Origin of the sequence: Burkholderia ambifaria AMMD (assembly GCF_000203915.1) — a bacterium.
GTDB lineage: Bacteria > Pseudomonadota > Gammaproteobacteria > Burkholderiales > Burkholderiaceae > Burkholderia > Burkholderia ambifaria.
Map to the genome: position 1 here is coordinate 439,164 of NC_008392.1, position 24,412 is coordinate 463,575.

General features: G+C 71.4%; 9 protein-coding genes. 1 reads left to right on the plus strand and 8 read right to left on the minus strand.

Features of this window, described 5'->3' with window-relative positions:
- Positions 1 to 37: 37 nt before the first annotated feature.
- From BAMB_RS33120 to BAMB_RS29535, 5 genes are all read right to left on the minus strand, one after another.
- The gene (locus tag BAMB_RS33120; protein ID WP_011660812.1) at positions 38 to 6,643 is read right to left on the minus strand and encodes an SDR family NAD(P)-dependent oxidoreductase; all 6,606 of its coding nucleotides are present in this window, start codon (positions 6,641 to 6,643) and stop codon (positions 38 to 40) included.
- On the minus strand, positions 6,636 to 14,612 hold the full coding sequence (locus BAMB_RS29520; RefSeq protein ID WP_041491775.1) for a type I polyketide synthase: 7,977 nt from the start codon (positions 14,610 to 14,612) through the stop codon (positions 6,636 to 6,638). Before BAMB_RS29520 ends, BAMB_RS33120 begins: the two co-directional genes overlap by 8 nt.
- A 1-nt stretch (position 14,613) precedes the next feature.
- On the minus strand, positions 14,614 to 15,414 hold the full coding sequence (locus BAMB_RS29525) for a thioesterase II family protein (RefSeq protein WP_011660814.1): 801 nt from the start codon (positions 15,412 to 15,414) through the stop codon (positions 14,614 to 14,616).
- A gap of 95 nt (positions 15,415 to 15,509) precedes the next feature.
- Positions 15,510 to 16,445 carry an aspartyl/asparaginyl beta-hydroxylase domain-containing protein gene (locus BAMB_RS29530; RefSeq protein ID WP_011660815.1) on the minus strand — a complete coding sequence of 312 codons (936 nt, stop codon included), beginning with the start codon at positions 16,443 to 16,445 and terminating at the stop codon, positions 15,510 to 15,512.
- Between the two features lie 11 nt (positions 16,446 to 16,456).
- On the minus strand, positions 16,457 to 18,004 hold the full coding sequence (locus tag BAMB_RS29535) for an NAD(P)/FAD-dependent oxidoreductase (protein ID WP_011660816.1): 1,548 nt from the start codon (positions 18,002 to 18,004) through the stop codon (positions 16,457 to 16,459).
- A 581-nt stretch (positions 18,005 to 18,585) separates the two neighbouring features.
- Between BAMB_RS29535 and BAMB_RS33125 the strand changes: the two genes are divergently transcribed.
- Complete coding sequence (locus BAMB_RS33125) at positions 18,586 to 19,179, plus strand: hypothetical protein (protein ID WP_050812324.1); 594 nt, start codon at positions 18,586 to 18,588, stop codon at positions 19,177 to 19,179.
- 53 nt (positions 19,180 to 19,232) lie between these two features.
- Here the strand turns inward: BAMB_RS33125 and BAMB_RS29545 are convergent, their stop codons facing one another.
- From BAMB_RS29545 to BAMB_RS29555, 3 genes are all read right to left on the minus strand, one after another.
- Positions 19,233 to 21,017: a carbamoyltransferase family protein gene (locus tag BAMB_RS29545; RefSeq protein WP_011660818.1), complete on the minus strand. Its 1,785-nt coding sequence runs from the start codon at positions 21,015 to 21,017 to the stop codon at positions 19,233 to 19,235.
- 67 nt (positions 21,018 to 21,084) lie between these two features.
- Positions 21,085 to 22,326 carry a cupin-like domain-containing protein gene (locus BAMB_RS29550; RefSeq protein WP_041491776.1) on the minus strand — a complete coding sequence of 414 codons (1,242 nt, stop codon included), beginning with the start codon at positions 22,324 to 22,326 and terminating at the stop codon, positions 21,085 to 21,087.
- 22 nt (positions 22,327 to 22,348) lie between these two features.
- Entirely contained in the window at positions 22,349 to 24,364 is a 2,016-nt protein-coding gene (locus tag BAMB_RS29555) for a pyrroloquinoline quinone-dependent dehydrogenase (protein ID WP_011660820.1), read from the minus strand.
- Between the last annotated feature and the right edge of the window lie 48 nt (positions 24,365 to 24,412).

Sequence of the window (24,412 nt, forward strand, 5' to 3'; positions counted from 1 at the left end):
GCGTCAATGGCCGGGCGCGACGCGCCCGGTTGCCCGGTTATTCGGCCTGCAAATCCTCCAGCAGCAGCTCGAGCGAGCGCTCGCCGGCCGGCAGCCGCGCGGGCCGCGAACAGTCGCGGTGCTCGAACGGATAGGCCGGCAGCGCCACGCGCCGGTAGGCGGAGCCGGCGAAGCCGGCCAGCCAGTCCACCCGGCGCCCTCCTTCCCAGAGCGCGCCGAAGGCGCGTCGCCAGGCCTCGTCGTCGAGGCCGGCGGCGGCATCGAGATGGCGCGTCGCGCGGCCGCTCGCGTCGCGCAGCATGAGGAAGCCGCCCTCGCCTTCGTCGCCTTCGCACTGGTCGGCCGGCCGCAGCGCGATGCCGCCGAGCCGCTTGGGCGCGGGCGCGGGATCGGCGGCCAGGAAGCGGCGCGCGGCCTCGTCGAGCGAACCGGCCTGATGGATCGGCGCGGCCGCCAGCCAGAGCCGGCCGCGATAGTCGATCCGGTCCGGCTCGACACCGAACGCGGCCATGCAGTGGCTCAGCGCATGCAGCACGCAGAACCAGGCGGCGTCGAGCGAGGCCGGAGCGCCCTCGCCTGCCGGCTCGCCCGCCTGTGCCGCCGACAGCGCGTCGCGCGCCGCCGCGAGTGCGGCGGCGAAACGCGGCTCGTCGTGCCAGCCGGCCAGCGTCGCGGCGGGCAGCGCGGCACCGGCGACCAGGCGCAGCGCCAGTGTGTCGATCGCGGCGGGCGCGGCCGGTGCCGGTGCCTGCCGCAGCCGCGCCGCGCTCGCGCGCAGTTGCGCGATCAGCTCGGCATGGCTGTCCGGATAGAGGCAGAGGACGTGCTCGAAGCGGCGCCGGCCCAGCAGCGTGCTCGCACAGAGATCGGCGAGCGGCTCGGCCGTGCCGGCGCGCGCCAGATGCACGGCATGGCGCTCGCAGAGGCGCGCCAGCGCGGGCAGACTGCGCGCCGACACCGCGAACAGGCCGCGCCCACTCCGCGCGAGCGGCCGCGCCGGCTTGCCCGGCGGCGCGGCGACGATCAGGTGCGCATTGGTGCCGCTGAAGCCGAACGAGCTGACCGCGCAGCTCAGCGTGCCGTCCTCGCGCGCGAGCAACGGCTGCGGGGCGGTCGGGATGCGGATCGTGCGCGGGTCGATCTCGAGGTGGGGATTGAGCGTGTTCAGGTGCAGCGTGGGCGGGATCATCCGGTGCCGCATCATCAGCAGCACCTTGATCAACCCGGCCACGCCGGCTGCGCTCTCGGTATGCCCGATCGCCGACTTGACGGCGCCCACGTAGAGCGGATCGGCCGCGTCGCGATGCGCGCCGTAGGTGGCTTTCAATGCGGCCATCTCGATCGGATCCCCGAGCGGCGTGCCGGTGCCGTGCGCCTCGACGTAGCGGATCTCGGACGGCAGCGTGCCGGCGCGCGCCAGCGCCGCCTCGATCAGGCGCGCCTGCTGGCGGCTGCTCGGCGCGGTGAGCCCCTGGCCCCGGCCGTTGTGGTTGACGGCGCTGCCGCGGATCACGCCGAGGATCGCGTCGCCGTCGGCGAGCGCGTCGTCGAGGCGCTTGAGCAGCACCATCCCGCAGCCGTCGGAGCGCACGTAGCCGTCGGCCCCGACATCGAAGGTGCGGCAGCGGCCGGCCGGCGACAGCATGCCGGCCTTCGACAGCACGATGTTGTTGGCCGGCGAGAGGATCACGTTGACGCCGCCGGCCAGCGCGACGCGGCACTCGCGCTCGCGCAGGTGCTGGGCAGCCACGTGCACTGCCACCAGCGAGGACGAGCAGGCGGTGTCGATCGCCATGCAGGGCCCCTGCCAGTCGAACAGGTGCGCGATGCGTCCCGGTATCGCGCTGACGTGGTGGCCGGGGCCCATCAGCCCGACCAGCGCCCCGGCATGGCGCTGCGACAGGTCGGCGAAATCGGACGGGCCCGGGCCGATGAACACGCCGGCCCCGTCGGCCAGTTGCTCGGGCGTGTAGGCGGCCGATTCGAGGGTCTCCCAGGCCACCTCGAGCGCGATGCGCTGCTGCGGGTCCATGTACTCGGCTTCGCGATCGCCGATGCCGAAGAAGCGGTTGTCGAAGCCGTGCACGTCGGCGATCTGACCGCCGTCGTTGGCGACCATCTTGCCGTCCTCGGTCGAGCCAGGCGTGTAGAAGCGCGGTACATCCCAGCGCGTGCCGTCGAACGGTCGGACCATGTCGGTACCCGAGATCAGTTGATCCCAGAACGCGCCGACATCGTTCGCGCCGGCCGGCATCCGGCAGGCCATGCCGATCACGGCGATATCGCAGCGCGCCTCGTCGCGTCGCGGCGCGCCCGCTGCCATTTCGATTGCGGCGGCGCGCGGGGCGGCCGTGCCCTCTTTCGAGCGCAGCTCGTCGAGCAGGCGCCGCGACACGGCGGCCACGCTCGGGCAGTCGAACATCAGCGAGACCGGCAGCGACAGGCCCCATTGCGCGGCGAAGCGATTGCGCAGCTCAACCGACAGCAGCGAATCCATGCCGAGTTCGAGCAGCGAGCGCGCCGGGTCGATCGCATCGCCAGCGTCGATCGCCAGCACCTTGCGCACGATGGCCTCGGCGTGGGCCTGCATCTGCCGCGCCGCGGCCGCCTCGCCCTGCTGCAGCAGCTCGCGCACTGCATCGGCCAGCGCCTCGCCGCGCATCTCGACGCTCGCCCCCGCGGGCCGCGCCGGCGCGGTCGAGACCTGATCGAACAGCGGGCGCGCGCCGCGATCGGCCAGGTAATCGGCGATACGCGCCCAGTCGAAGCGCGCGATCACGGCCTCGGCCTCGTCGCGCGCGAGCACGGCCTGCAGCGCATCGAGCGCGGCCTCGGGCTCGATCAGCACGAAGCCGGCGCGCTCGATCTTCTGCCGCACCCGCTCCGGGCCGGCCATGCCTGCCTCGGCCCAGGGGCCCCAGTGGATCACCGTCGCGCCGAGGCCTTCGGCGCGACGCGCGCGGCCAAGCGCGGCCAGGAAGCCGTTCGCGCTCGCGTAGTTGGCCTGCCCCGCCGAGCCGACGACCGCGGCCACCGAGGAGAACAGCACGAAGCGCTCGACGCCGGCCTCCCGGGCGATGCGGTCAAGGTTCAGCGCGCCGGCCACCTTGGCATGCATCACGCGCGCGAAATGCGCGTCGGTCAGGTTCTGCAGTGGCGCGTCGTCGAGCACGCCGGCCGCATGGTAGATCCCGCCGAGCGGCAGGCGCACGGCGGCGAGACCGGCGCGCAGCGCCTCGGAGTCGCCGACGTCGGCGCGCACCCAGGTCAGCGGCACGCCGGCCGCGGCCAGCATGTCGTGCGCGGCGCGGGCCTCGGCATCCTCGGGGCCGCGCCGCGATACCAGCACCAGCTCGCCGGCGCCGTCGCGGGCCAGGCGGCGCGCGAGGGCCAGCCCGATGCCGCCCAGGCCACCGGTGATCAGGTAGGCGCGGTCGCCGCGCGCGGGTGCCTCGCGGGCGGCCTCGGTGGCGTTGTTGGATGCCTCGGCGGCGTTGGCTGCGTCGATAGCGTCGACGGTGTGGGTGTCGTCAGCGGCATCGGCCGTCGCGGCAGCCAGCCTTCGGACATGGCGTTGCCGGTCACGAATCGCGACATCGTTCTCGTCGTCGGCCGCATCGAGCGCCAGCACGATCTGCGCGGCGCCGTCAGCGCGCGCATCGAGATCGACGACCCAGGGACGCCATTGCGGCTGCTCGAAGCCGAGCGTCTTGACGAAGCCGGCAACCACGCCATCGCCGACGTTCGGGGCCTGCCGCGCATCGGCCTCGACTACCTGCTCGACGCCCTCGGTGGCGAAACCGATCCGCATTCCCGCCGACTCGCCGAGCGCGAGCAGCGCCTGGCCGATCACGCACAGGCCGCGCGTGGTGTCGGCGGCGCGGCGCGCGGCATCGTCGCGTTCGACGCGCGACGGCGACAGCCAGAACAGCAGGTCGAGCGCAGCGCCTGCGGCGCCAGGTTCGAGCGAGGCGAGCAGGCCGGCCAGCACCTGCGCGTCGCGCCAGCCCTCGGGCAGCGGCAGCCACTGCAGACCCGCTGGCAGCTCGGCCGCATCCGACCAGGCGCCGGGTTCAGCCAGCACGATGCGACGCCGCGCGGGAGCCGCGCCAGAAGCCGATATGTCGACCGGCGCGGCGGCGGGCTGCCAGACCAGCCGGAATTCGGCGCTCGCCTGGCGCGCAGGCGCCCGCAGCTGCTCGACCTTGGCGTTGCGCGGCCAGTAGCGCCGCCGCTGGAACGCGTAGGTCGGCAACACCAGCCGCGGCGGACGCGTCGTGCCGTACAGCGCCGACCAGTCGAGCGACAGGCCCGAGCGATAGAGCATGGCCCAGGCGGGGTCCCAGGAGCGCGAGGCGAACTCGCGCGGGAACAGGAACGGCGCGGCGGCCGGGCTCTTGCCCGCCGCCGCATTCAGGTCGCCGATCGCCAGCCAGCGGATCGCCTCGTCCCCGCCTTGGTGCGCCGCCGGCACGGGCTCGACCGGCTGCGCGAGCCAGGCGCGGCGGCGCGCGGCATCGCGCCAGGTATCGAGACGGCTCTCGCCGCTGCCGGCATCGACCAGCGCGATTTCCGGCGGCAGCGCCGGCCAATCGGCCAGTGCGACGTCGCGCGCGGCGGCATCGAGTGGCAACCAGGCGAGCACGGTATCGACGCTCACCAGGCCGGCAGCAGTTGCCGCCACCAGCCTGCCGAGCGGATCGGCACCGGCCAGCGCGTCGGCATGCAGGCCCGCGTCGTGCAGGGTCTCGACGATCGCGCAGCCGGTCAGGTAGGCGAGCACATCGTCGCGAGCCGCCAGCTCCGGCGCCGCGCGCGCCACCAGCGCGTCGAACCGCCGTGCAAAGGCGCCGCTGCTCCGCCGCAGTTGCGCGACCAACTCCGAGGGCGTCATGTCGAAGACGCCGAATACCCAGCCCGCGCGGGCGGTCGGCGGCCACTCGTCATGCGCCGTCGCGGCGGCCGCGGCACGGGCCGCGATGGCCGCATCGAGCGCCGCGCGCAGCCCGGCGATGTCGTCGGCCGTCAGCGCCACGCGTTCGCGGAAATGGTTGCGACCCACCTGGCTGGTATAGGCCAGCGCATCCCAGTCCGGCTCGGGCCGGCCCGGCGCCAGGTAATCGCGGTAGCGCAGCAGCAGCGCGTCGAGCGCGGCGGCGTTGGTGGCCGACACGGCCAGCACGCCCGGCCCGCGCAGCGAGGGCGCCACCGGCGCGGCGGGCGGCAGGTCGCGCACGATCAGGTGCGCGTTGGTGCCGCTGAACCCGAAGGAATTGACGGCGCCGTAGCGCGCGCCGGCCTCGCCGCCGAACGGCTCGTCGCGCAGCGCGAGCCGCACGCCATCGCGCAGCGTGATATGCGGGTTGAGCCGCTCGAAATTGCGCTGCGGCACCACGCGATCGTGCGCGACGCACAGCGCGAGCTTGATCAGGCCGGCCACGCCCGCGCAGGCCTCGGTGTGACCGATCTGGGTCTTGACCGAGCCGATCACGAGCGGTGACGCCTCGTCGCGCGCCTCGCCGTAGACGGCCTGGATCGAGTTCATCTCGATCGGGTCGCCCAGCGGCGTGCCGGTGCCGTGCGCCTCCACGTAGCGGATGCGCGCGGCATCGAGTTTCGCGCCGCGGAGGGCCTCGCGCATCAGCGCCATCTGCGCGGCCGTGTTCGGCGCGGTCAGCCCCTGGCTGCGGCCGTCGTGGTTGACGGCCGAGCCGGCGATCACGGCCAGCACCGGGTCGCCGTCGGCGAGCGCGCGCGACAGGCGCTTGAGCACCACCACGGCGCAGCCCTCGCCGCGCACGTACCCGTCGGCGCGATGATCGAAGCTCCAGCACTGCCCGGTGGGCGACAGCATCCGCGCGTTCGAGCTGACGATCGAGGCTTCCGGCGAGAGGATCAGCGAGGTGCCGCCGGCCAGCGCCAGCTCGCATTCGTCCTCGAGCAGGCTGCGGCAGGCGAGATGCACGGCCACCAGCGAGGACGAGCAGGCGGTGTCGATCGTCATGCAGGGCCCGTGCACGCCGAGGATGTAGGCCAGGCGTCCGGCCGCGATGCTGAAGGCCTCGCCGGAGGCGTAATAGGGCGAATGCCGTGCCGCCTCGCCGGTGATGTCCGGCGCGTTCAGGTGCAGGTAGTCCTTGTTCATCATGCCGACGAACACGCCCACCTGGCGCCCGTCGAGCGAGGCGCAGGCGTGGCCACTGCGCTCGATCGCCTCCCAGGCCACCTCCAGCAGCAGGCGCTGCTGCGGGTCCATCGACTCGGCCTCGCGCGGCGAGATCGAGAAGAAGTCGGCGTCGAAGCGGTCGACCTCGTCGACCAGGCCCAGCGAACGCGTATGAATGCGCCCGCCCGCCTCGGGATCGGCATCGAAGTAGGCGGCCATGTTCCAGCGCTGGTCCTGCATCTCGACGATGCCACTGCCGGCCGAGCGCAGCAGCGCCCAGTAGTCGTCCGGGCCGGCCACGCCGCCGGGCAGCCGGCAGCCGACGCCGACGATCGCGATCGGCTCGGCCGCGGGCCCCTGCTCGAGTTGCTGCTGCTTGAGCTTGAGCGCGAGCGCCATCAGCTGGTTCTTCGACAGCCGCGACAGCCGGCTCAGGTAGTCGTCCTTCCAGCCGTCGGACGAGGTGGGCTTATTCACGGATGAACTCCTTGCCGAGCAGCGCGGCCAGATCGTCGTCCTGCAATCCCTCGATTTCGCTGAGCTCGGTATCGAGCGGGGCCGCGGCGGGTTCCGTGGCTTCGACCGCCGGCGCAACGGACGCGGCCTCCGCCACGGCGGACCCGGCGGGCGCATTGGCCGCCAGCACGTGCAGGGCCAGCGCGTCGAGCGTCGGGTGGTCGAACAGCAGCGTGGCCGAGGCGGCGATGCCAAGGCAGTGGGCCAGCGCGTCGCTGAGCGCGACGCTCATCAGCGAATCCATGCCGAGTATGCTGAGCGGCGCGGCCGGCTCGATCGTCGCGGCGGCGATGCCGGTGACCAGCGCGATCTGCTCGGCCACCAGGCGCCGCGCCAGCGCGGCGCGTTCGGCTGGCAGCGCATCGGCGAGCCGCTGCCGGTAGGACGCGGGACCGGCCTGCCCGGCCGTGGCCGGTGTCGCCACCGATGTCGCGGCCGTCACCAGGTCGCGCAGCAGCGCGGGCAGGCCCGGCACGCGCGCCAGCGCATCGAGGCGCCAGTGCACCACGCAGAGCTGCGCGCCGTCGGTGGCGAGCAGCGCATCGAACCAGCGCGCCGCCTCGGCGGGCTCGAGCGGATCGGCATGCAGCCGCGCATAGGTGGCCTCGGGCCGCGCCACGCGCGCCAGCATCCCGGTATCGCGCCACGGCCCCCAGTTGATCGCGGTGGCCGGCACGCCGCGTGCGCGCAGCGTGTGGGCGTAGCCGTCGAGCGCGGCATTGGCGGCCGCGTAGTTGGCCTGGCCCGCGCCGCCGTGCAGCGCGGTGATCGACGAGAACAGCCAGACGAAATCGAGCGACGCGGCCAGCGATGCGCCAGCCAGCGCGTCCAGCAGATGGCGCGCGCCGTCGAGCTTGGGCGCCGCCACGCGCCGCAGGCGCGCCGCATCCTGGTCGATCAGGCGCGCATCGTCGAGCACCCCGGCCGCATGCACGATGCCGCGCAGCGGCAGCTCGCGCCCCAGCGTGCCCGGCACGCTCGCGACCCGCGCGGCATCGCTTAGATCGCAGGCCACCAGTTCGACAACGGCACGTTCCGCCTGCAACGCCGCGAGCCAGGCCGGCGGCTCGGCCGGCAGCGTGCGCCCGAGCACGACGATGCGGCCCGCGCCGCGTGCATGCAGGAATTCGACGACGCGACGGCCGAGGCCGCCCAGGCCGCCCGTCACCAGGTAGCTGCCGTCGCCGGAAATCGTCAGCGGACCGCGCGCGGTGGCCGGCGCGAGCACGCGCTGGTGCCAGCGGCCCGCGCGCAGCGCGAGATGATCGGGCCACGCGGGGGCGCGCGCGGCGCCGGCGTCGATGGCATCGGCGGCGTTGAGCACGGTCTCGATCCCGACCAGCGCGTCGAGGCCCGCCTCCAGATCGACCAGCGTGACCGCCTGCTGCGGCGCCTCGGCCTGCAGCGTGGCGCCGAGCCCCCAGAGCACGGTCGCCGACAGATCGGGCAACTCGCCCGCCACGGCCTGCGCGCCCTGCGTGACCAGCAGCGCGCGATGCAGGCAGCCGGCGGGCAGGCCGGCGAGGAAACGGACCACGGCGAGATCGACGGCGGCGTCCGCGTGCAGATGGATCAGGCCGAACGGCTCGGCCCGCGCCGCGGCGTAGTCGGCCAGGCTGCGCGCGAAGGCGGCCAGGCCGGCCGCGTCATGCGCGTCGCGCGGATCGAGCCGCTCGACGCGGGCACCGCGCGCGCCGAGCGCGGCGGCGAAGGCACCGCCCGACGCGCCGGCGGCGCTAACGACCAGCCAGGACCGGCCGGCCTCGTCGGCGGCGACGGAAGGCGGGTCGACGCGCCGCCAGCGCAGCGCGTGCAGCGGCGAGGCGGATCGCGACGGTGCGGACGCGGGCGACACCACCGAGGCAGCGCCGCCCGCGCCGGCCAGCCCGCGACGATCGACGCGCGCAAAGCGCAGGCCCTCCATCTCGCAACACGGCTTGCCCTGGGCGTCGGTGATACGCAGTTCGGCCTCGACGCCATCGTGATGCGCGCGCACGCGGCAGACCACGCGCGGCGCGGCCGGCAGCGGGCCGTGCCAGACCAGGCGCTCGACGCCGGTCGGCAGCAGTAGGTGCGCGCCATCGGCTTCCAGCGCCTCGAGCCTCGCGGCCAGCACGGTCTGCAGGCAATGGTCGAGGCGCCAGGGCGCGGCCGCGTAGCCGTCCGGCTCGGGCGTGCCGGCGGCCGATAGGTCGGCGCCGATGCTGTCGCCGGCGCGGCGCAGCCAGGTAATGCCGCGGAACGGCGCGGCATAGTCGTAGCCGAGCGCGGCCACGCGCCGGTAGAACGAGGCGCCGTCCATCGCGACCGCCTGCGTATCGGCGGGCGCCGCGAGCACGGACGCGGCGGTGCCGGCCGCCAGCGGCTCGGCCGTGGCGCGCGCATGCGTGGTCCAGGCCGCGCCGGTGCCGCCCGCGCTGCGCACCAGGATCGCCGCGCGGGCGGGATCGCCGCCCTCGCCCGGATCGCCCGGCCGGGCCGTCGCTTCGAGCCGGTAGGCGCCGTCCTCGGCCAGCCGCAGCATCTGCTCGACACGCAGCCCGCGCAGCACCACGCCGGCCGGGCGGTCGAGCCAGCGCAGCGCGGCCTCGATCGCCAAGCCGAGGTAGCCGCCAGCGGGGAACACGCTGTGCCGGCCGATCACGTGCGCCCACGGCGCGCGGTCCAGCGCCGGATCGATGCGCACCTCGGTACGCGCGGCCGCATCGACATTCGGCTCGACGCGCGAGCCGGCCTGCGACGGCGAATCCGGCAAGGCAGCGCCGGCTTCGCGCGCCGCGCCCGGTGCCGCGCCGCGCGCGCCGAGAGCCGGCAGCCAGTACGACTCGCGCTGGAAGCGATACAGCGGCAAATCGTCGAGCCGCGCGGTACTCTCGTGCGGATAGACGCGCCAGTTCACCGCCAGCCCCGCCTCGCTGGCCTTCGCGAAGATCGCGGCGAGGCCATGGCGCTCGGCATCGACCAGCGCCGGCAGCCACTGCAGTGTCGGCGCGGGCGCGACGGCCTGCGCCATGCGGGTGAGGACCGGCTTCGGGCCGATCTCGATCACCAGGTCGACCTCCTGCGCGAGCAGCGTGCGCACCGAGTGCTCGAAGCGCACCGGCTGGCGAATGTGATCGGTCCAGTAGCCGGCGTCGGGCGCGCCGCGGCAGACCTCGCCCGTCAGGTTCGAGATCAGCGTCGCGCGCGGCGCGGCATAGGCGAAGCGCTCGGCCAGCTCGCGGAAGCCCGGCAGGATCGGCGCCATCAGCGGCGAGTGGAAGGCGCGCTCGACCGGCAGCGGGAAGGCCGGGATCTGCCGTTCGCCGGCCAGCCGCACCAGCGCCTCGAGCTGCTGCGAATCGCCGGCCACCACCTGGTTGCGCGGGCCGTTGAGCGCGGCCACGGCCAGCCGGTCGAAGCCGCGCAGCAGCGCCTCGACCTCGGCGAGCGGCGCGAGCAGCGCGACCATCGCGCCGCGCGCGGTGCCCTCGTGCATCAGCTCGCCGCGACGGCTCAGCAGGCGGATCGTGGCGGCTTCTTCCATCACGCCGGCGTAGCAGGCCGCGCCGTATTCGCCGACGCTGTGGCCCAGCACCACGCTCGCCTCGATGCCGGCCTCGCGCAGCAGCAGCGCGAGGCTGTGCTCGACGCAGAACAGCGCGACCTGCGTGTAGCGCGTCTCGTCGATGCGCGCGCGCGGCTCGCCCCACATCAGGTCGAACAGGTCGAAACCGGCATGCTCACGCACCAGCGCCGCGCAGCGCTCCAGGTGCGCACGAAACACCGGGCTGGTGCCGGCCAGCCGCTGCGCCATGCCGTGATACTGAGCACCCTGCCCGGTGTACATGAAGGCGATGCGCAGGCCGGCGCGCGGTGCCGCGTCGTGATCGACGGCGGCCTGGGCCTGCGCGAGACGCTCGCGCAGCGCCTCCTTCGAATCGAAGCTGAAGGCCACGCGACGCGCGTGCTGGGCGCGCCCGGCCGTCAGCGCGCGAGAGAGCGCCGCCAGGTCGAGCGGCGCCGGGCTCGCTTCGAGATACTCGGCCAGCGCCGCGAGATTGGCGCGCAGCGCGGCCGGCGTCGCGGCCGAAACCACCGCAGGCAGCGGCGCCGCGACAGGCGCCGCGGGCATGGCTTCGGGCGCCACGAATTCCTCGACGATCAGGTGGGTGTTGCTGCCGCTGAAGCCGAACGAGCTGATGCCGGCGCGGCGCGGGCGGCCCGGCGTGGCCTGCCAGTCGCGAGCCTGCCGCGCGATCTCGATGTTGCGTTCGTCGAGCCGGAGCAGCGGGCTGGGCTGGTTCAGGTGCAGATGCGCGGGCACCCTGCGGTGCTGCATCGAGAGCACCACCTTGACCAGTCCGGCCATCCCCGAGACCGCCTCGGTATGACCGAGATTGGTCTTGACCGAGCCGACCGACAGCGGCGCGGCACGCTCGACGCCGGCGCAATAGGCCTCGTGCAGCGCCTGGATCTCGACCGGATCGCCGAGCCGCGTGCCGGTGCCGTGCGCCTCGACATAGTCGATGTCGGCCGGGTCGCAGCCGGCCTGGGCCAGCGCGCGGCGGATCACGTCCACCTGGGCCTGCCCGTTCGGCGCGGTCAGGCCGTTGGTGCGGCCGTCCTGCATCAGCGCGGCCGACTTGATCACGGCGTGGACGCGGTCGCCGTCGGCCAGCGCGTCGTCGAGGCGCTTGAGCAGCAGCACCACGCCACCCTCGCCGCGCACGTAGCCGTCCGCGCCGGCATCGAAGGTCTTGCAGAGGCCGTCGGGCGAGAGCATGCTCGCGCGGCCGTAGGCCACGCTCAGCGACGGCCCGATCATCAGGTTCACCGAGGCAGCCACCGCCAGCGAGGCGCTGCCATCGAGCAGGCTGCGGCAAGCCGAGAAGATCGCGCTGCTGGAGGATGAGCAGGCGGTGTCGATCGTCATCGTGGGGCCGCGGAAATCGAAGCAATAGGCAAGCCGCCCGGCCGCCGTGGACAGCGCGGTGCCCGAGCCGAACCAGGCGTCGATCTCGCCGAGCGCGCGCTCGCGCAGCGTCAGCGCCTCGTAGTCGTGCGTATAGGCGCCGAGGAACACGCCCACCTCGCGCCCGGCCTGCGTGTCGGCGTCGATGCCGGCCTGCTCGAAGGCCTCGTGGACCAGTTCGAGCAGCAGCCGCTGCTGCGGATCGAGCGCCTGCGCCTCGCGCGGCGTGATGCGGAAGAACGCGGCGTCGAAGCGGTCGACCTCGGCCAGGAAACCGCCGCGATGGATCTGCGGCAAGGCCGGCGCCAGCGCGGCCAGCTCCTCGCGATATTCGCGCCAGCGCGTGTCGGGGCGCTCGCCGATCACGCAGCGGCCCTCGTCGAGCATGCGCCAGTAGGCTTGCGGCGTGTCGATGCCGCCCGGGAAACGCAGCGCGATGCCGACGATCGCCACCTCGGTCTCGCGCGTGCCGGCGGCAGCGCCCGGGTTCGTCGAATCGGCCGAGGCATCCGCCCGCCGCGACGCGTCCGGCCGGGCCGGGAACGAGGCACGGCCCACCGAGGCCGAGGCGGCGGCATCGGCCGGCCGGCGCTGCGCGTCGATATGGCCGGCGATCGCGCGCGCGGTCGGATAGCTGAAGAACGCGGCCGGATCGAACTCGATCGAGAACGCGGCGCCGAGCAGCAGGCGCAGCTCCATCAGCCCCATCGAATCGAGGCCCAGCTCGCGCAGCGGGCAATCGGCCGCGAAGCTGTCGGGCACGCGCATGATGCGCCGGACCGATTCGGACACGACTTCGAGCGTGTCGCGCTCGCGACACTCATCGCCGGCCGCCGGCAGGGCCGCCGCACCCGCCGCGCGGAAGCGCGCCGAAAGCTCGTAGCGGATCAGCACGCCGTCGCCGCCGTTGTCGAGGTCCTCGGGGCGCGCGCCCGGTACCACGCGCTCGATGCTGGCGCCATGCAGGTGATGGAAGCGCAGCAGCGGATCGACGGGGTGACCGTGCGCGTCGCGCAGGCCGATATAGGCCTCCATCGTTTCGGATTGCGAAATAAAAGAGAGACAACGCGTGATGCCGTAGACCGTTTCGACGCCGGCCGTCAGCGCGGCCAGGTCGAGCGCGTGTTCGAGCAGCTGGTCGCCGAGCGCCAGCGACGGGAAATCGGGATGCGCGCTGATCGAGATCAGTTGCCAGTAGCGGCCGTTGGCGACGTGCGCTTCGGCGTAGTCGGCATGACGGCGCCCCAGCACGGCATCGAGATCGTCGATGCGCTGCGTGTAGAGAACGCCGACCACGCGCCCTTGGTATTCGACGACGAACTGCCCCTCGGGGAAACGGCGATGGCGCTGCTCGATCGCCTCGCGCGACAACCGCAGCGGCTCGGGCCAGCAGCGCGCGTCGATCTCGAGCAGGGCCGGGATGTCGTCCGACTGCAAGGTACGGATCGTGAACGGCTTGGGATGCACGCGCTGCAGCACGATCCGCGAGAACGGCGTGACGCTCGGGTAGCGGCGCAGCGATTCGCGATCCGGATAGAGCCCGGCGCTGGCCAGCGCCTGGTGGAAGGTGCCGGCGTCGACCAGCGCCTGGCGCGACAGCGCGTGATAGAAATCGAAGCTGAAGCTTTCGGTCTGGCTGAAATACTCGCGCGTGAGCCGCACCGGCAGCGCGAACACCTCGAGCACGATCAGGCCATGGCGGCCTATGATGCCGGCCCAGCGCGAAAGATGCTCGCGCAGGTCGCGCGCGACGCGCGCCGAGGACAGCCAGTTGCCGCGCGCGTCCACGTAGACGTGATCGTCGGCGGCAGGCTGCGCCGCATCGGCCGGCTCGGCCGTCAGGTCCAGCGGCCGGTCGTGGTCGAGGAACGAGCGCACGTGCAGGATCGCGTCGGGATCGTCGATGCCGTGCTCGCGCAGCGCGTCGAGCAGCGCCTGCGGCTTGCCGATGTCGGCATGCACCAGAAGGTGCGGCAGGCCCTCGAGCGTGCGGCCGGCGGCGTCGAGCGAGCGCTGGTTGTAGTCGGCGCCGATCAACAGCAGCGGGTACCCATCGAGGCAGCGGCCGCGCGCCGAGCGCGTCGCGATCGCCTTGTACAGATGGCGCAGCAGGGCGCCGTCGCCGCAACCCATGTCGACGATGTAGCGCGGCTGCGCGTCGAGCGGCTCGCGGTCGAACAGCTCGACCACCAGGTCGGCCATGTCGTTGAAATACTTGCCGTGCTGGAAGCCGCTGCCGATCACGTTGAGGGTGCGGTCCACATAGGTCTCGTGGCCGTCGGCGTCGCGCGTCAGCACCCGGCGCGGATCGCCGCCGATCAGCTCGGGCAGCGCCATCAGCATCGGCCGGTACGAGGCGGTCACGCCCATCGTCAACGCGCGCTCGCACAGGTGCCGGCCGCGCTCGTTGAGCCTGAGCCCGTCCGCCGGCGCGAGCCATTGGCGCGCCGCGAGCCAGTCGCGCAGCATCGCGTGCAGCGCCGGATGCACACGCGTGTCCAGTCGCGCGTCGTCATCTCCGTTGCCGCGCCCCACTCCGCGCCTGGCCAGCGCAAGCAGCAGCGGAACCGTCAATGCGCCGTCGAGCAGTTGCGCCCATTCGGTATCCTCGCTATCCCAGCCGCGCGCCGACAGCGCGAACCAGGGTTCCAGCCGCGTCGCCTGCGTGCCTTCGCCCAGGCAGGCGTCGAAGTCGATCCGGTACAGCGTGTCGATGCCTTCGGGCAGAGCGGCGCAGGCACGAAAGCGCGCGGTCGCCCCATAGGTCTCGTGATCGTCCGAGGCCACGCAGTCGAGCGCGTGCAGCGCGCGAAATGCCAGGCGCAGATAGCCGGGGTTCGCGCGCAGGTCCGCGCCGAGCCGCGTCAGGCCGACCGGGCCCGCTTGCAGCGCGGCGAGAATTCCGAGCTCGCGGCAGGCCGACAGCAACGGCACGGCGGCATAGCCGTGCAGGTAGGTGTTGATCAGTTCCAGCATGTCAGGCGCCTCTCGGCAGGGCCGCGTCGGACGGCACCACGCCATCCTCGGCGGCATCGACGATCAGCCTCACCAGCGCGGCGCGGCTCTCGTTGATGAAGAAGTGACCGCCCGGCAGCCATTCGCACGCGGCCTGGCGCGAGGTCTGGGTCGCCCACGCGCGGGCCGCGTCGCGGCCGACCAGGTGGTCCGAGGCGCCGTTCACGCACAGCAGGTCGCAGTCGAGCGGTGCGCCGGCGCGGTAGCGATAGCCGTCCATTGCCACGAAATCGGCACGGATCTGCGGCAGCAGCAGCGCGAGCAGGTCGGGGTTGTCGAGGATCACCGAGGGCATGCCGCCGTAGCCTTGCAGCAGTTGCACGAAGCGCGCGTCGTCGAGCGCTTCCACCGGCACCGGGCGTGGCACGCGCGGCAGCTGCGGCGCCTTGCAGCCCGACACCACCAGGCAGCGCGGGCCGGCCTCGGCGCCGAGCCGGCGCGCCACCTCGAAACCCACCAGGGCGCCCATGCTGTGCCCCCAGAACACCATCGGCAGGCCGCCCGCGGCCTCGGGCAGCGCCTCTGCCAGGTGCGCGGCGATATCGTCGAGATCGGTTAGCGGCGGGATCTGCCGGCTCGCCTCGCGGCCCGGCAGCCGCGCCACCAGCGGCCGCAGCTGCGGCGGCAGCGCGCGGCAGAAGGCGTGATAGGCCGAGGGGCCGCCGCCCGCGTAGGGGAAGCAGACCAGCGCGGCGCGCGGCCTCGCCTCGGGCGCCGCGTCGAGCGGCGCATGAAACCACGCATGGACATCCTGAACAGCCATCAGACGATCCTCCTGCGAGCCGCCGCGACGTGCGCGACGGCGGGCCCATCGAACCGTTCCGCGCGGTGCCGTGACGGCGCTGCGCGGGCCACGCCTCACGAGAACACCGGCACCGTGTTCCAGGTGCCCCAGTCGGTAATGCGCGGCGCCGTGATGGCGGCCCCGGCATCCCAGTAGCGCGCCAGCAGCGGATCGCGATCCTCCTCGGCGAAGCGCTGCGCGAGGAACGGCCGCATCGGCTCGGACATGCGGAATTCGCAGAGGATGTCGCGCACCTCGCGCTTGCGGAACATGGCCTGCAGCGCCTCTCGCTCGATCAGGGAGAGATCCGGGTGCCAGGCGTCGATGATGAACACCAGGCGGCTCTTCGGGCCGTTCCAGGCCTCGTGCTCGAAGCAGTCCTCGAACACGATCGATTCGCCGACCTGCCATTGCTTGCGGATCTCGCCAACGCGCAGCGTGCAGTCGGCATCGACGATGATCCCGACGCTGTAGCGCAGTCGCAGCGAGTCAACGCTGCAGTGCGCGCCCAGGTGCGTGTTCGGCTCCTGCCACGACAGCAGCGCCTCAGAGAACGGATGCGCGACGCCGCAGTGCGGCAGCTCGGCGGCGATGCGCTTGAGCTCGGGGCAGTGCATGGTCATGAACGGCAGCTGCGTGCCCATGTACCAGAGCGGGTAGATCAGCCAGGCGCCGTCGGTCACCACGCCTCCGGTGAAGGACAGCACGCGGTTGCGCAGGCGCAGCGCCTCGTTGCGGATCGCGGGCGTGGCCGCGCGCAAGTAGTCGGCCACCGGGTCGCCCTCGGGGCTGCGGATCGGCCGGTTGTCGAGGCCGGGGAAGATCGGCAGGAAGGTCGGGTGCTGCTTGGGCAGGCGCTCGCCGTGCTCGGGGCGCGCCATGCGCAGCAGGAATTCCTTCACGCGATCCAGTTCGGGGCCGCCGTCCATGATCCGCCGGTAGCACCCGCCCTGCTCCATCACGTCCAGCACGGCCCTGCGCAGGGCCAGGTTTTTCTCGAACGGCGACATGTCGGTTCCTCTCAGGCCGGTTCCGCCGCGCGCAGCGGCTGGAGGTTGCGCGAGATGTCGACGTTGTTGTGGATGCTCACGGCCAGCTCCTCGAGCAATCCGATGTTCTCGCGCAGCTTGGCGATCAGCGCATCGTCGTCGGGATGCTCGATCAGCAGCTCCTGGTTCAGGTTGCGGCCGAACAGGAAGGTCTTGGTCAGGTCGACGTACTCGCCGGCCAGCGACGCGTCGTGCAGGATCGGCTGGCGCTTGAAGTGGTCGGCCACCGAGCGCAGCAGGTCGTTGTAGCGCGCCAGCTCGTTGTCGATGCGGCCCAGGAAGGCCAGGTCGTGCCACTTGTGGTGGAAGTACAGCAGGCAGGTCACGCCGAGATAGATCACGCTGTCCCAGAGGATCTTCTGCGTCATCACGAAGCCGTTGCCGAACTTCGGATAGAGCCCCTCGTAGAGCATGAACACCACCTCCGCGAGCTGCAGGAACACGCGGTCGTAGGCGCGCGCGAGCGGCGCGATGTCCTCGCCGCGCAGGTCGCGCAGGATCAGGTCGCCGACGAACTCGTTGCTGTAGGCGATGAAGTCGCTGCCCGGCGAATAGAACGGGTCGATGAACACGCCGGCCTCGCCCGTGATGCACCAGCGATCGGCCGAATAGACCTGCTTGCAGCTGTAGGAATAGTCCTGGTAGCAGAGGAAGTCCTGCAGCGTGTCGCGATAGCGCTCGACCATGTCCGCGCATTGCGGCTCGTTCCTGCGCAGCCATTCCATCGACTTCTCGAACGAGTTCATCTCCTTCACGTTGTGCATGGTGTTGTCGAACACGATGCCCACGCTGGTCGAGCCCGAGCCGAGCGGAATGAACCAGACCCAGTAGCCGGGGCCCATGAAGTGATTGGTGCTGAAGCGCCGCGACGGGCCGGTGCGCGCGAGCCAGTCGGGATCGTCGCTCATCTCGGAGATGTCGACTTCGGCGCCGAGCCGGAACCATACCGCGCCGTTGCGCAGATTGCCGTCCTTCTCGAGGTCGAGCTTGCGCTTGAGGATCTTGCTGCGGCCGGCCGCGTCGACCACCCAGCGGCACGTGACGGTCTTGACCTCGTCGCCGTGCACGAAGCCGATCTCGTGCAACTCGCCGGGACGCAACTCGACACGCTGCACGCGGGCGCGGTCGAACACGGTCACGCCGTCGGCCAGCACCTGATCGTGGAGGAAGTTCTCGAAGCGGCCGCGGTCGAGCTGGTAGCTCGGCACGGTCGGGTAGTCGCTCGGCCCGATCTCGAGCCGCTGCGTGACGTCGCTGTTGTCGCCGTGCGGGAAGAAGAAGCGCAGGCCGAGCTTGGGCAACTGCGCCTCGTCGATGTGGGCCTTGAGCTTCAAGCGCTCGCCGTAATAATGCGCGGCCACCTCCACACTTGACTCGCCCACCTTGTAGCTGGCCTCCTGCGCCGGGCGCTTGCCGCGCTCGAGCACCACGATGCGGATGTCCGGCTTCTCGAGCCGCAACTGACGCGCCAGCGACAAGCCAGCCAACCCACCCCCCAAGATTGCGACATCAGCTTCCATCCACGCCTCCATCCTTGAATGATCGAAATCGATGATGAAAATGGCCCGTGGGGACCGGCCGCTCGCAAGCGCCGGGCCGCAGGCAGGTTGCCGGGGAAGGCAGTCATGCCTCGATCCGGATGCGATCGGGGCGCACGACCCTGAGACGCGGGCATGCACGCTGACGACATGACCCGCCGGAAGAATCGCGTTCGCGACGCGACGTGCGGTGACGATGACGAAAGCGGCTTCGTCATCGACGCCTGCTCGATTGATTCGCCTCGAACCCATCTTAACCAGCGAAGCGCGGATCGGAACACCTACTAAATTTCCGAGTGGCAGGCGGCCCGCGCAAATGGTTTCATCCGCAATCGCCCCGATCGGCGCGTGGGGATTGCGCACGCGCGACGCCCGGTTATCGATACCGGCGTATCCCGGCCGCGACGGGCGTGTCGCCAGCCGCGGTCCGCCGCGCGCGTCGAATTCCACGCGCGGCCTGGCCGAACATTTCGCGCGGCTGCCCGTCCAAGCGGAGATGGCCGCACCACCCGCATGTCCGCCCGCGGGCATCGCCGATGCAACCCGTTCTATCGGAAACCACCATGAAGACCATCAGCCCCATCGACAAATACCGGCTGCAGGCGGCACGCCTGCAGAAAACGGTCCGGCAGGCGCTCGACGACGAAGCCGGCGCACTCGCGCAGCATCCCGTGGTGCAGCGCCTGCGCGAGCGTCTCGGCCTGAGCGCCGACAGCGACGCGGTGCTGCGCAAGCGGCTGCAGGCGCTGCCGGTCGGCAAGTACCTGGACCTGCTGGCGCGCGAGTCGGGACATGAGGACTGGCCGGCCCTGAACCGGCACCTGCGTGCGCAGCAGGAAGGCTCGGACGATATCGCCGAGACCGAGCTCTACAAGTTCAACGCGAGCGAGTTCAACCTGAACGTCTGGTTCCCGAGCTACGAGGAGGCGCGCGAGTATCTCGACACACATCGCGGCTTCTACCTGCTGCAGTTCAAGGGCCACTGCTTCCTGGCGCAGGCGCCGCACATCATCGATATCGGCCTGGACCCGAAGGATCCGGACTGGGAGCGGATCGGCTGGGACTGGGTCAAGCCGAAGGACCCGGAAGCCAAGCAGCGCCTGCGCGACAGGCTGCGGCTCGCGCGCGAGCGGGATAATCAGCCGGCCGGCGCCTGAGGCGCGACGAGACGCGAGCGGCGGCCCCGCGGGCTCCGGATGCCGATTCCTGCCTAGTCGTCGAGCACCAGCGACGTATCCGCCCCGTGCGCCTCGTACTGCCGCGCGGCCGGCGTCTCGCGCCGCGCGCCGCCCTTGTGGACGATTACGTCGTCGAGCACCAGCACGTCGATGCCGCTGGTCGCGAAGATCGCGATCGCATCCTCGACCGAGTGCGCGATCGGCTTGCCCATCACGTTGAAGCTGGTATTGAGCAGGATCGGCACGCCGGTGATCGCGTGGAAGGCCTCGATCAGCGCGTGGTAGCGCGGGTTCAGCTCGCGCTTGACGGTCTGCAGGCGCCCGGTGCCGTCCACGTGCACCACGCCCGGCACGCGCGGGGCCATCTCGGGGCGGAAGCGCAGCGCGCGCTCCATGTAGGGCGTCTCGCAGGCATGCTCGAAATAGGCCCGCGCATGCTCGGCCAAGATCGACGGAGCAAACGGCCGGAATTCCTCGCGGAACTTCACCCTCGCATTGATCCGCTCCTTCACGTCGGCATCGCGCGGGTCGGCGAGGATCGAGCGGTTGCCGAGCGCACGCGGGCCGAACTCGGCGCGGCCCTGCACCCAGGCGACGATCTTGCCCTCGCTCAGCGAGGTCGCGACGCGCCGACACAGCTCGCCGGTGTCGGCGACACGCTCTGCGTCGAAGCCGCCGTATTCCAGCAGCTTGCCAAGCGCGTCGCTCGACAGGTGGCTGCCGACATAGGGCGACTGCACCTCGGCGCGCGGCTGCCAGACACCCGGGTGATCCTCGTGATAGGCCAGCCACGCGGCACCGACCGAATTGCCGTTGTCGGCCGGCGCGCAGAACACATGGCTGCGGCTGAACGGGCCGCGGCCCGCGAGGCTGCCGACATAGGCCGAATTCAGCGCGCAGCCGCCCGACAGCACCAGGTTGTCGGACAGGCCGCGCCGATGCGCGTTGGCCAGCAGCTCGTCGACGAATTCGCCGAACACGAGCTGCCCGGTATAGGCGAGGTCGGCGAACTCGATCGCCGGCTGGTCGCGCGTGCGGCGCAGCTTGACCAGCTCGCCGATCGCGGCCGCCGCGCCGCGCCCCTCGCGGATGCGCAGGTCGTCCACTTCCAGCAGGCCGCGCAGCAGGCCGTAGTAGCGCTCGTTGCGGCTGCCGTAGGGTGCCAGGCCCATCACCTTCCACTCCTCGCCGCCGATCGGGTCGAAGCCGCACAGCTCGCAGAGCAGACTGTAGTACTGGCCGAAGCTGCCCTGCGAGGGCTTGGTCGACAGCTCGCGATGCGCGCCGCGGTCGAAGTGGAACACCTTGCACGAGGTCGATTCACCAAGGCCGTCGATCACGATGCTGATCGCGTCGGAGAAGATGCTGCCGAAGCAGGCCGCCGCCGAGTGGGTCAGGTGATGCTCGTATTCGCGGTGGATCACGGGACGCCGGCCGAACACGCGCTGCAGGTGCGCCTCGGTGTTGATGCCGTGGCGCACGTTCGCGTAGCTGGCGATACAGCGCAGCATGTCGAAATTGTCGGCGCCGATCTTGCGCCGGATCATGCCCCTGAGCGGCCCGAAGGCGAAGAACTGCAAGCGCTTGAAGAACTTCCGGCGCCAGCTGCCGACGATCACGAATTCCGCGTCGGGCTCGCAGTACTGGCCGAGCAGCTTGCCGATGCGGATGAAATCGTCGGGCGGAGCATTCCAGGCGCGCTTGTTCTGCAGATAGCGTTCCGCGTCCTCGGCGAACACCAGCTGGCCCTGCGAATCGACGATCGCGAGCGACGGATCGTGCGGACTCGTGCCGAGTCCGATGTAGTTGCGCTTCATCGTGACACCCTCGTGAAAATTCGATGGCCGGCGGCCGGGCTCGGCCGCCAGCGGAGTCGGGGCCGCGTCAGTCGTGGCTGAACACGCCGCGGCTCAGGTCCGGCGGCTGCAGCCCGAAAGCGGCGGCGTTATAGGCGGAATCGAAGGCGCGGTAGCGGCGCCCATGCGAGACGCGCTCGTACCACGGGATCTTGCGCTTGGTGACGCTCTGCTGGATCTGCATCCACTGCACGTAGCTGTCGAGATCGACGCTTTGCGGGCACAGCGTGGAGGCGAAGTCGTAGAGCGGCGCGGGGCTCAGGAAGTCCTTGCCGGGCACGCCGAACCAGCGGTCGGCCACGGCCACGGTGCGCTTGGTCTGGTTCTTGACCGAGTGGAACCAGTAATACGGATTCCATAGCACGTCGCCGGGCTGCAGCACGGCCTCGTAGCGCGGGCAGAAGCGGAACAGCGGACAGCGCTCGTGATCCGATTCGTCCTGCCAGTGCAGGGCCGTGACGGCATCCCCGGGCAGCAGCAGCGGATACACCAGGTAGAGGAAGGCCGGATCGACCAGGCTCCAGACCTTCACGCCCTCGAGCTGGTAGAAGGTGTTCGCGATCTTGCCGAAATGCGAGGGGCTGCCCGCGCCGCCGTTCGAGATGAACAGCTGCGAGGAGATCCGCGTCATCTTCGTGTACGGCGCGAACGAGGACGAATACAGGTTCTCCTCGAGCTCGGAATGGTCGATGAACAGCCGGTCGCTGTTGGCCAGGTAGGACTTGCCCTCCAGCAGCTCGGCGAGCGGCCCTTCGTAGTTCTCGCCGGTGTCGATGCGCATCATCGGCACGACATCCTTGCCGTAGCGCTCGACCAGCGCGTCGAGGTGATAGGACGAGGCATCATGGCCGACGTTCTCGATTACCACCGGATGCGGGCGGCGCACGTAGTTCTCGTGGAACGCCTCCGGCGTGATGGTGCGGAAATCGACGCGGGGCAGCGGCACGGCCGAGGCGACCGGGTTCTCGGATGCGACGGCCGCGTAGATCTCCTCGCAGTCGGCGGCCATCGCCTCGCGCTCGTAGTGATGGTCCTGCAGGATGGTGCGCGCCAGCAGCCGCTGCTGGTAGCGATGCCGCGCGGCCTCGCACTTCTCGAGGCCGTGCACCACTTGGCGCGGCTCGTATTCGGACAGGTGCGGCTGGGCCAGGATCTGATTCATCCGCGCCGGATCGATGGCCTGGCGCGCCTGGGTCAGGCGCGAGCCCAGCGAGCGCAGCAGCAGCGACAGTTCGGGGCGAACGTGGGTACGTGTTGGAGCGGTCAGCACGAGCTTCTCCTTCGTAACGGGTTCAGGGCAAACCGTAGGCGACCAGCCGCGCGGGATTGCCGCCGCCGCCGACCGGCACCACGATGTACTGCCGGTTGTCGGTGACGTAGGTCATCGGCGAGCCCGAGGCGTTGCCGTACCGCATTGGCAGTTCGAGCAGCGTGCGGCCGGTGCGCGGATCGAGCGCCCACAGGTAGGCGTCGTCGTTCTTGATCAGGTTCAGCGTGGTGGTCTGACTCAGCTGCGTCGGGTTCGCGGTCACGATCCCCTCCTGCGTGCCGAACAGCAGGCCGTTGGTGGCGATGAAGAAGCTGCGGCGGTCCCAGCCCAGCGGGCCGAGCTTGAGCCCCGCCAGCGCCGGGTGATCGACCGGCCCGCGCCCCACCGGGCGCATCCAGGCGTGGTCGCCGGTGCGCATGTCGATCGCCGTCAGGCGCCCGTAGGGCGGCTTCGAGATCGGCAGGCCGTCGGGCATGGTCAGCATCTTCGGCACGCCCGCGTACGTCTCGGTCGAGAACGGGAACAGGCCGATCACCGACGGCTTGGTTACCGAGGGGACGTACAGGTACCCCGTCTCGGGGCTGTAGGCGGCGCCGGTCCAGCTGCTGCCGCCGACATTGCCGGGCATCATCAGCGTGCCCTGCGTGCCGCCCGTGGCGGTCTGGTCGAGCGAGGGCGGCGTGTAGAGCGGCCCGTGCACGTATTTCGCGGCGGTGGCGCGCGCCTCGGCGCGCAGCGCCGGCGTGAAGTCGATCAGGTCGTCGTCGGCCAGGCCCTGGCGATCGAACGGCAGCGGCTTGGTCGGGGTCGGCTGGGTGGGCGAGACCACCTCGCTGGGCAGCGTCGAGGGCGGCGCGGGCCGCTCCACGATCGGCCAGACCGGCTTGCCGTTGGTGCGGTCGAACACGTAGACGAAACCCTGCTTGGAGACCTGCGCGACCGCCTTCACGAGCCGGCCGTCGTGCCAGACGTCGAACAGCGTCGGCGCTGCGGGCGGATCGTAGTCCCACAGCCCGTGGTGGATCAGCTGGTAGTTCCAGACCAGCTTGCCGGTGCGCCCGCGCAGCGCCAGCAGGTTGTCGCCGAACCAGCCGTCGCCGACGCGCCGGCCGCCGTAGTAGTCGTTCGCGGGCGTGCTGACCGGCAGATAGGCGATGCCCGATTCGCTGTCGCAGCTCATCGGCGCCCAGACATTGGCGCCGCCGGTATTCACGTTGGCGTTGCCGACCCAGGTGGAGGCGCCCGTCTCGCCGTTCTCGGGCACGGTGTGGAAGGTCCACAGCAGCTGGCCGGTGCGCGGGTCGAAGCCGCGCACGTCTCCCGGCGCCATCGGCTGCGCGAGCGGGAAATCGAGGATGTTCGAGCCGATGATCACCGCGCCGCCGCACACGATCGGCGGCGAGCTCATGCCGTACAGCGTCTGCGATACGCTGCGGCGCAGGTCCTGCTTCAGGTCGATCACGCCGCCGCTGCCGAAGCCGCTGTCGGGCTTGCCGGTGCGCGCATCGAGCGAGATCAGCAGCGCGCTGCCGGTGGCGAAGAAGATCCGCTCCACGCCGTCATGCTTCCAGTACGACACGCCGCGCTGCACGAAGCCGATGTTCGGCGGATAGGCGAAGCTGGTGCCGTCCGCGGCCACGTAGCTCTTCGGATTGAAGACCCACAGCGTCTTGCCGGTGGCCGCGTCGATCGCCGCGATCTCGCTGAGCGAGGTGATCACGTAGAGGCGCCCGCCCGCCATCAGCGGGGTGGCCTCGTTCGCGTTCGGCCAGAGCTTCATGCCGCCGGCATTGGCCTGCGCCACGATCGCGTTGTCGGGCGAGTCCCACACCCACTTCTGGACCAGGTGACGGACATTGCCGGGATTGATCCGGTCGACCGGCAGGTATTTCGACGAGGCCTGGTCGGCCGCGTACTGCGGCCACTCGACCTCGCCGCCGCCGTAGCCAGGCGCGGCCTGCAGCGAGCCGCCAGCGAGGGCGACGCCGAACAGGGCAAGCCGTATCGCGACGCTCGCGAGCGTCGATGTCGTTGCCATTGCTGTCTCCTGTTGCGAGCCCCCCGGCCCGAACACGTCCCGGCGCCC

What these genes read in the sequence shown, in the direction of transcription:
- BAMB_RS29545 (WP_011660818.1), bottom strand. Translation starts at nt 21,017, where the DNA reads ATGAAGCGCAACTACATCGGACTCGGCACGAGTCCGCACGATCCGTCG.
- BAMB_RS29525 (WP_011660814.1), bottom strand. Translation starts at nt 15,414, where the DNA reads ATGGCTGTTCAGGATGTCCATGCGTGGTTTCATGCGCCGCTCGACGCG.
- BAMB_RS29535 (WP_011660816.1), bottom strand. Translation starts at nt 18,004, where the DNA reads ATGGAAGCTGATGTCGCAATCTTGGGGGGTGGGTTGGCTGGCTTGTCG.
- BAMB_RS29520 (WP_041491775.1), bottom strand. Translation starts at nt 14,612, where the DNA reads ATGCTGGAACTGATCAACACCTACCTGCACGGCTATGCCGCCGTGCCG.
- BAMB_RS33125 (WP_050812324.1), top strand. Translation starts at nt 18,586, where the DNA reads ATGAAGACCATCAGCCCCATCGACAAATACCGGCTGCAGGCGGCACGC.
- BAMB_RS29555 (WP_011660820.1), bottom strand. Translation starts at nt 24,364, where the DNA reads ATGGCAACGACATCGACGCTCGCGAGCGTCGCGATACGGCTTGCCCTG.
- BAMB_RS29530 (WP_011660815.1), bottom strand. Translation starts at nt 16,445, where the DNA reads ATGTCGCCGTTCGAGAAAAACCTGGCCCTGCGCAGGGCCGTGCTGGAC.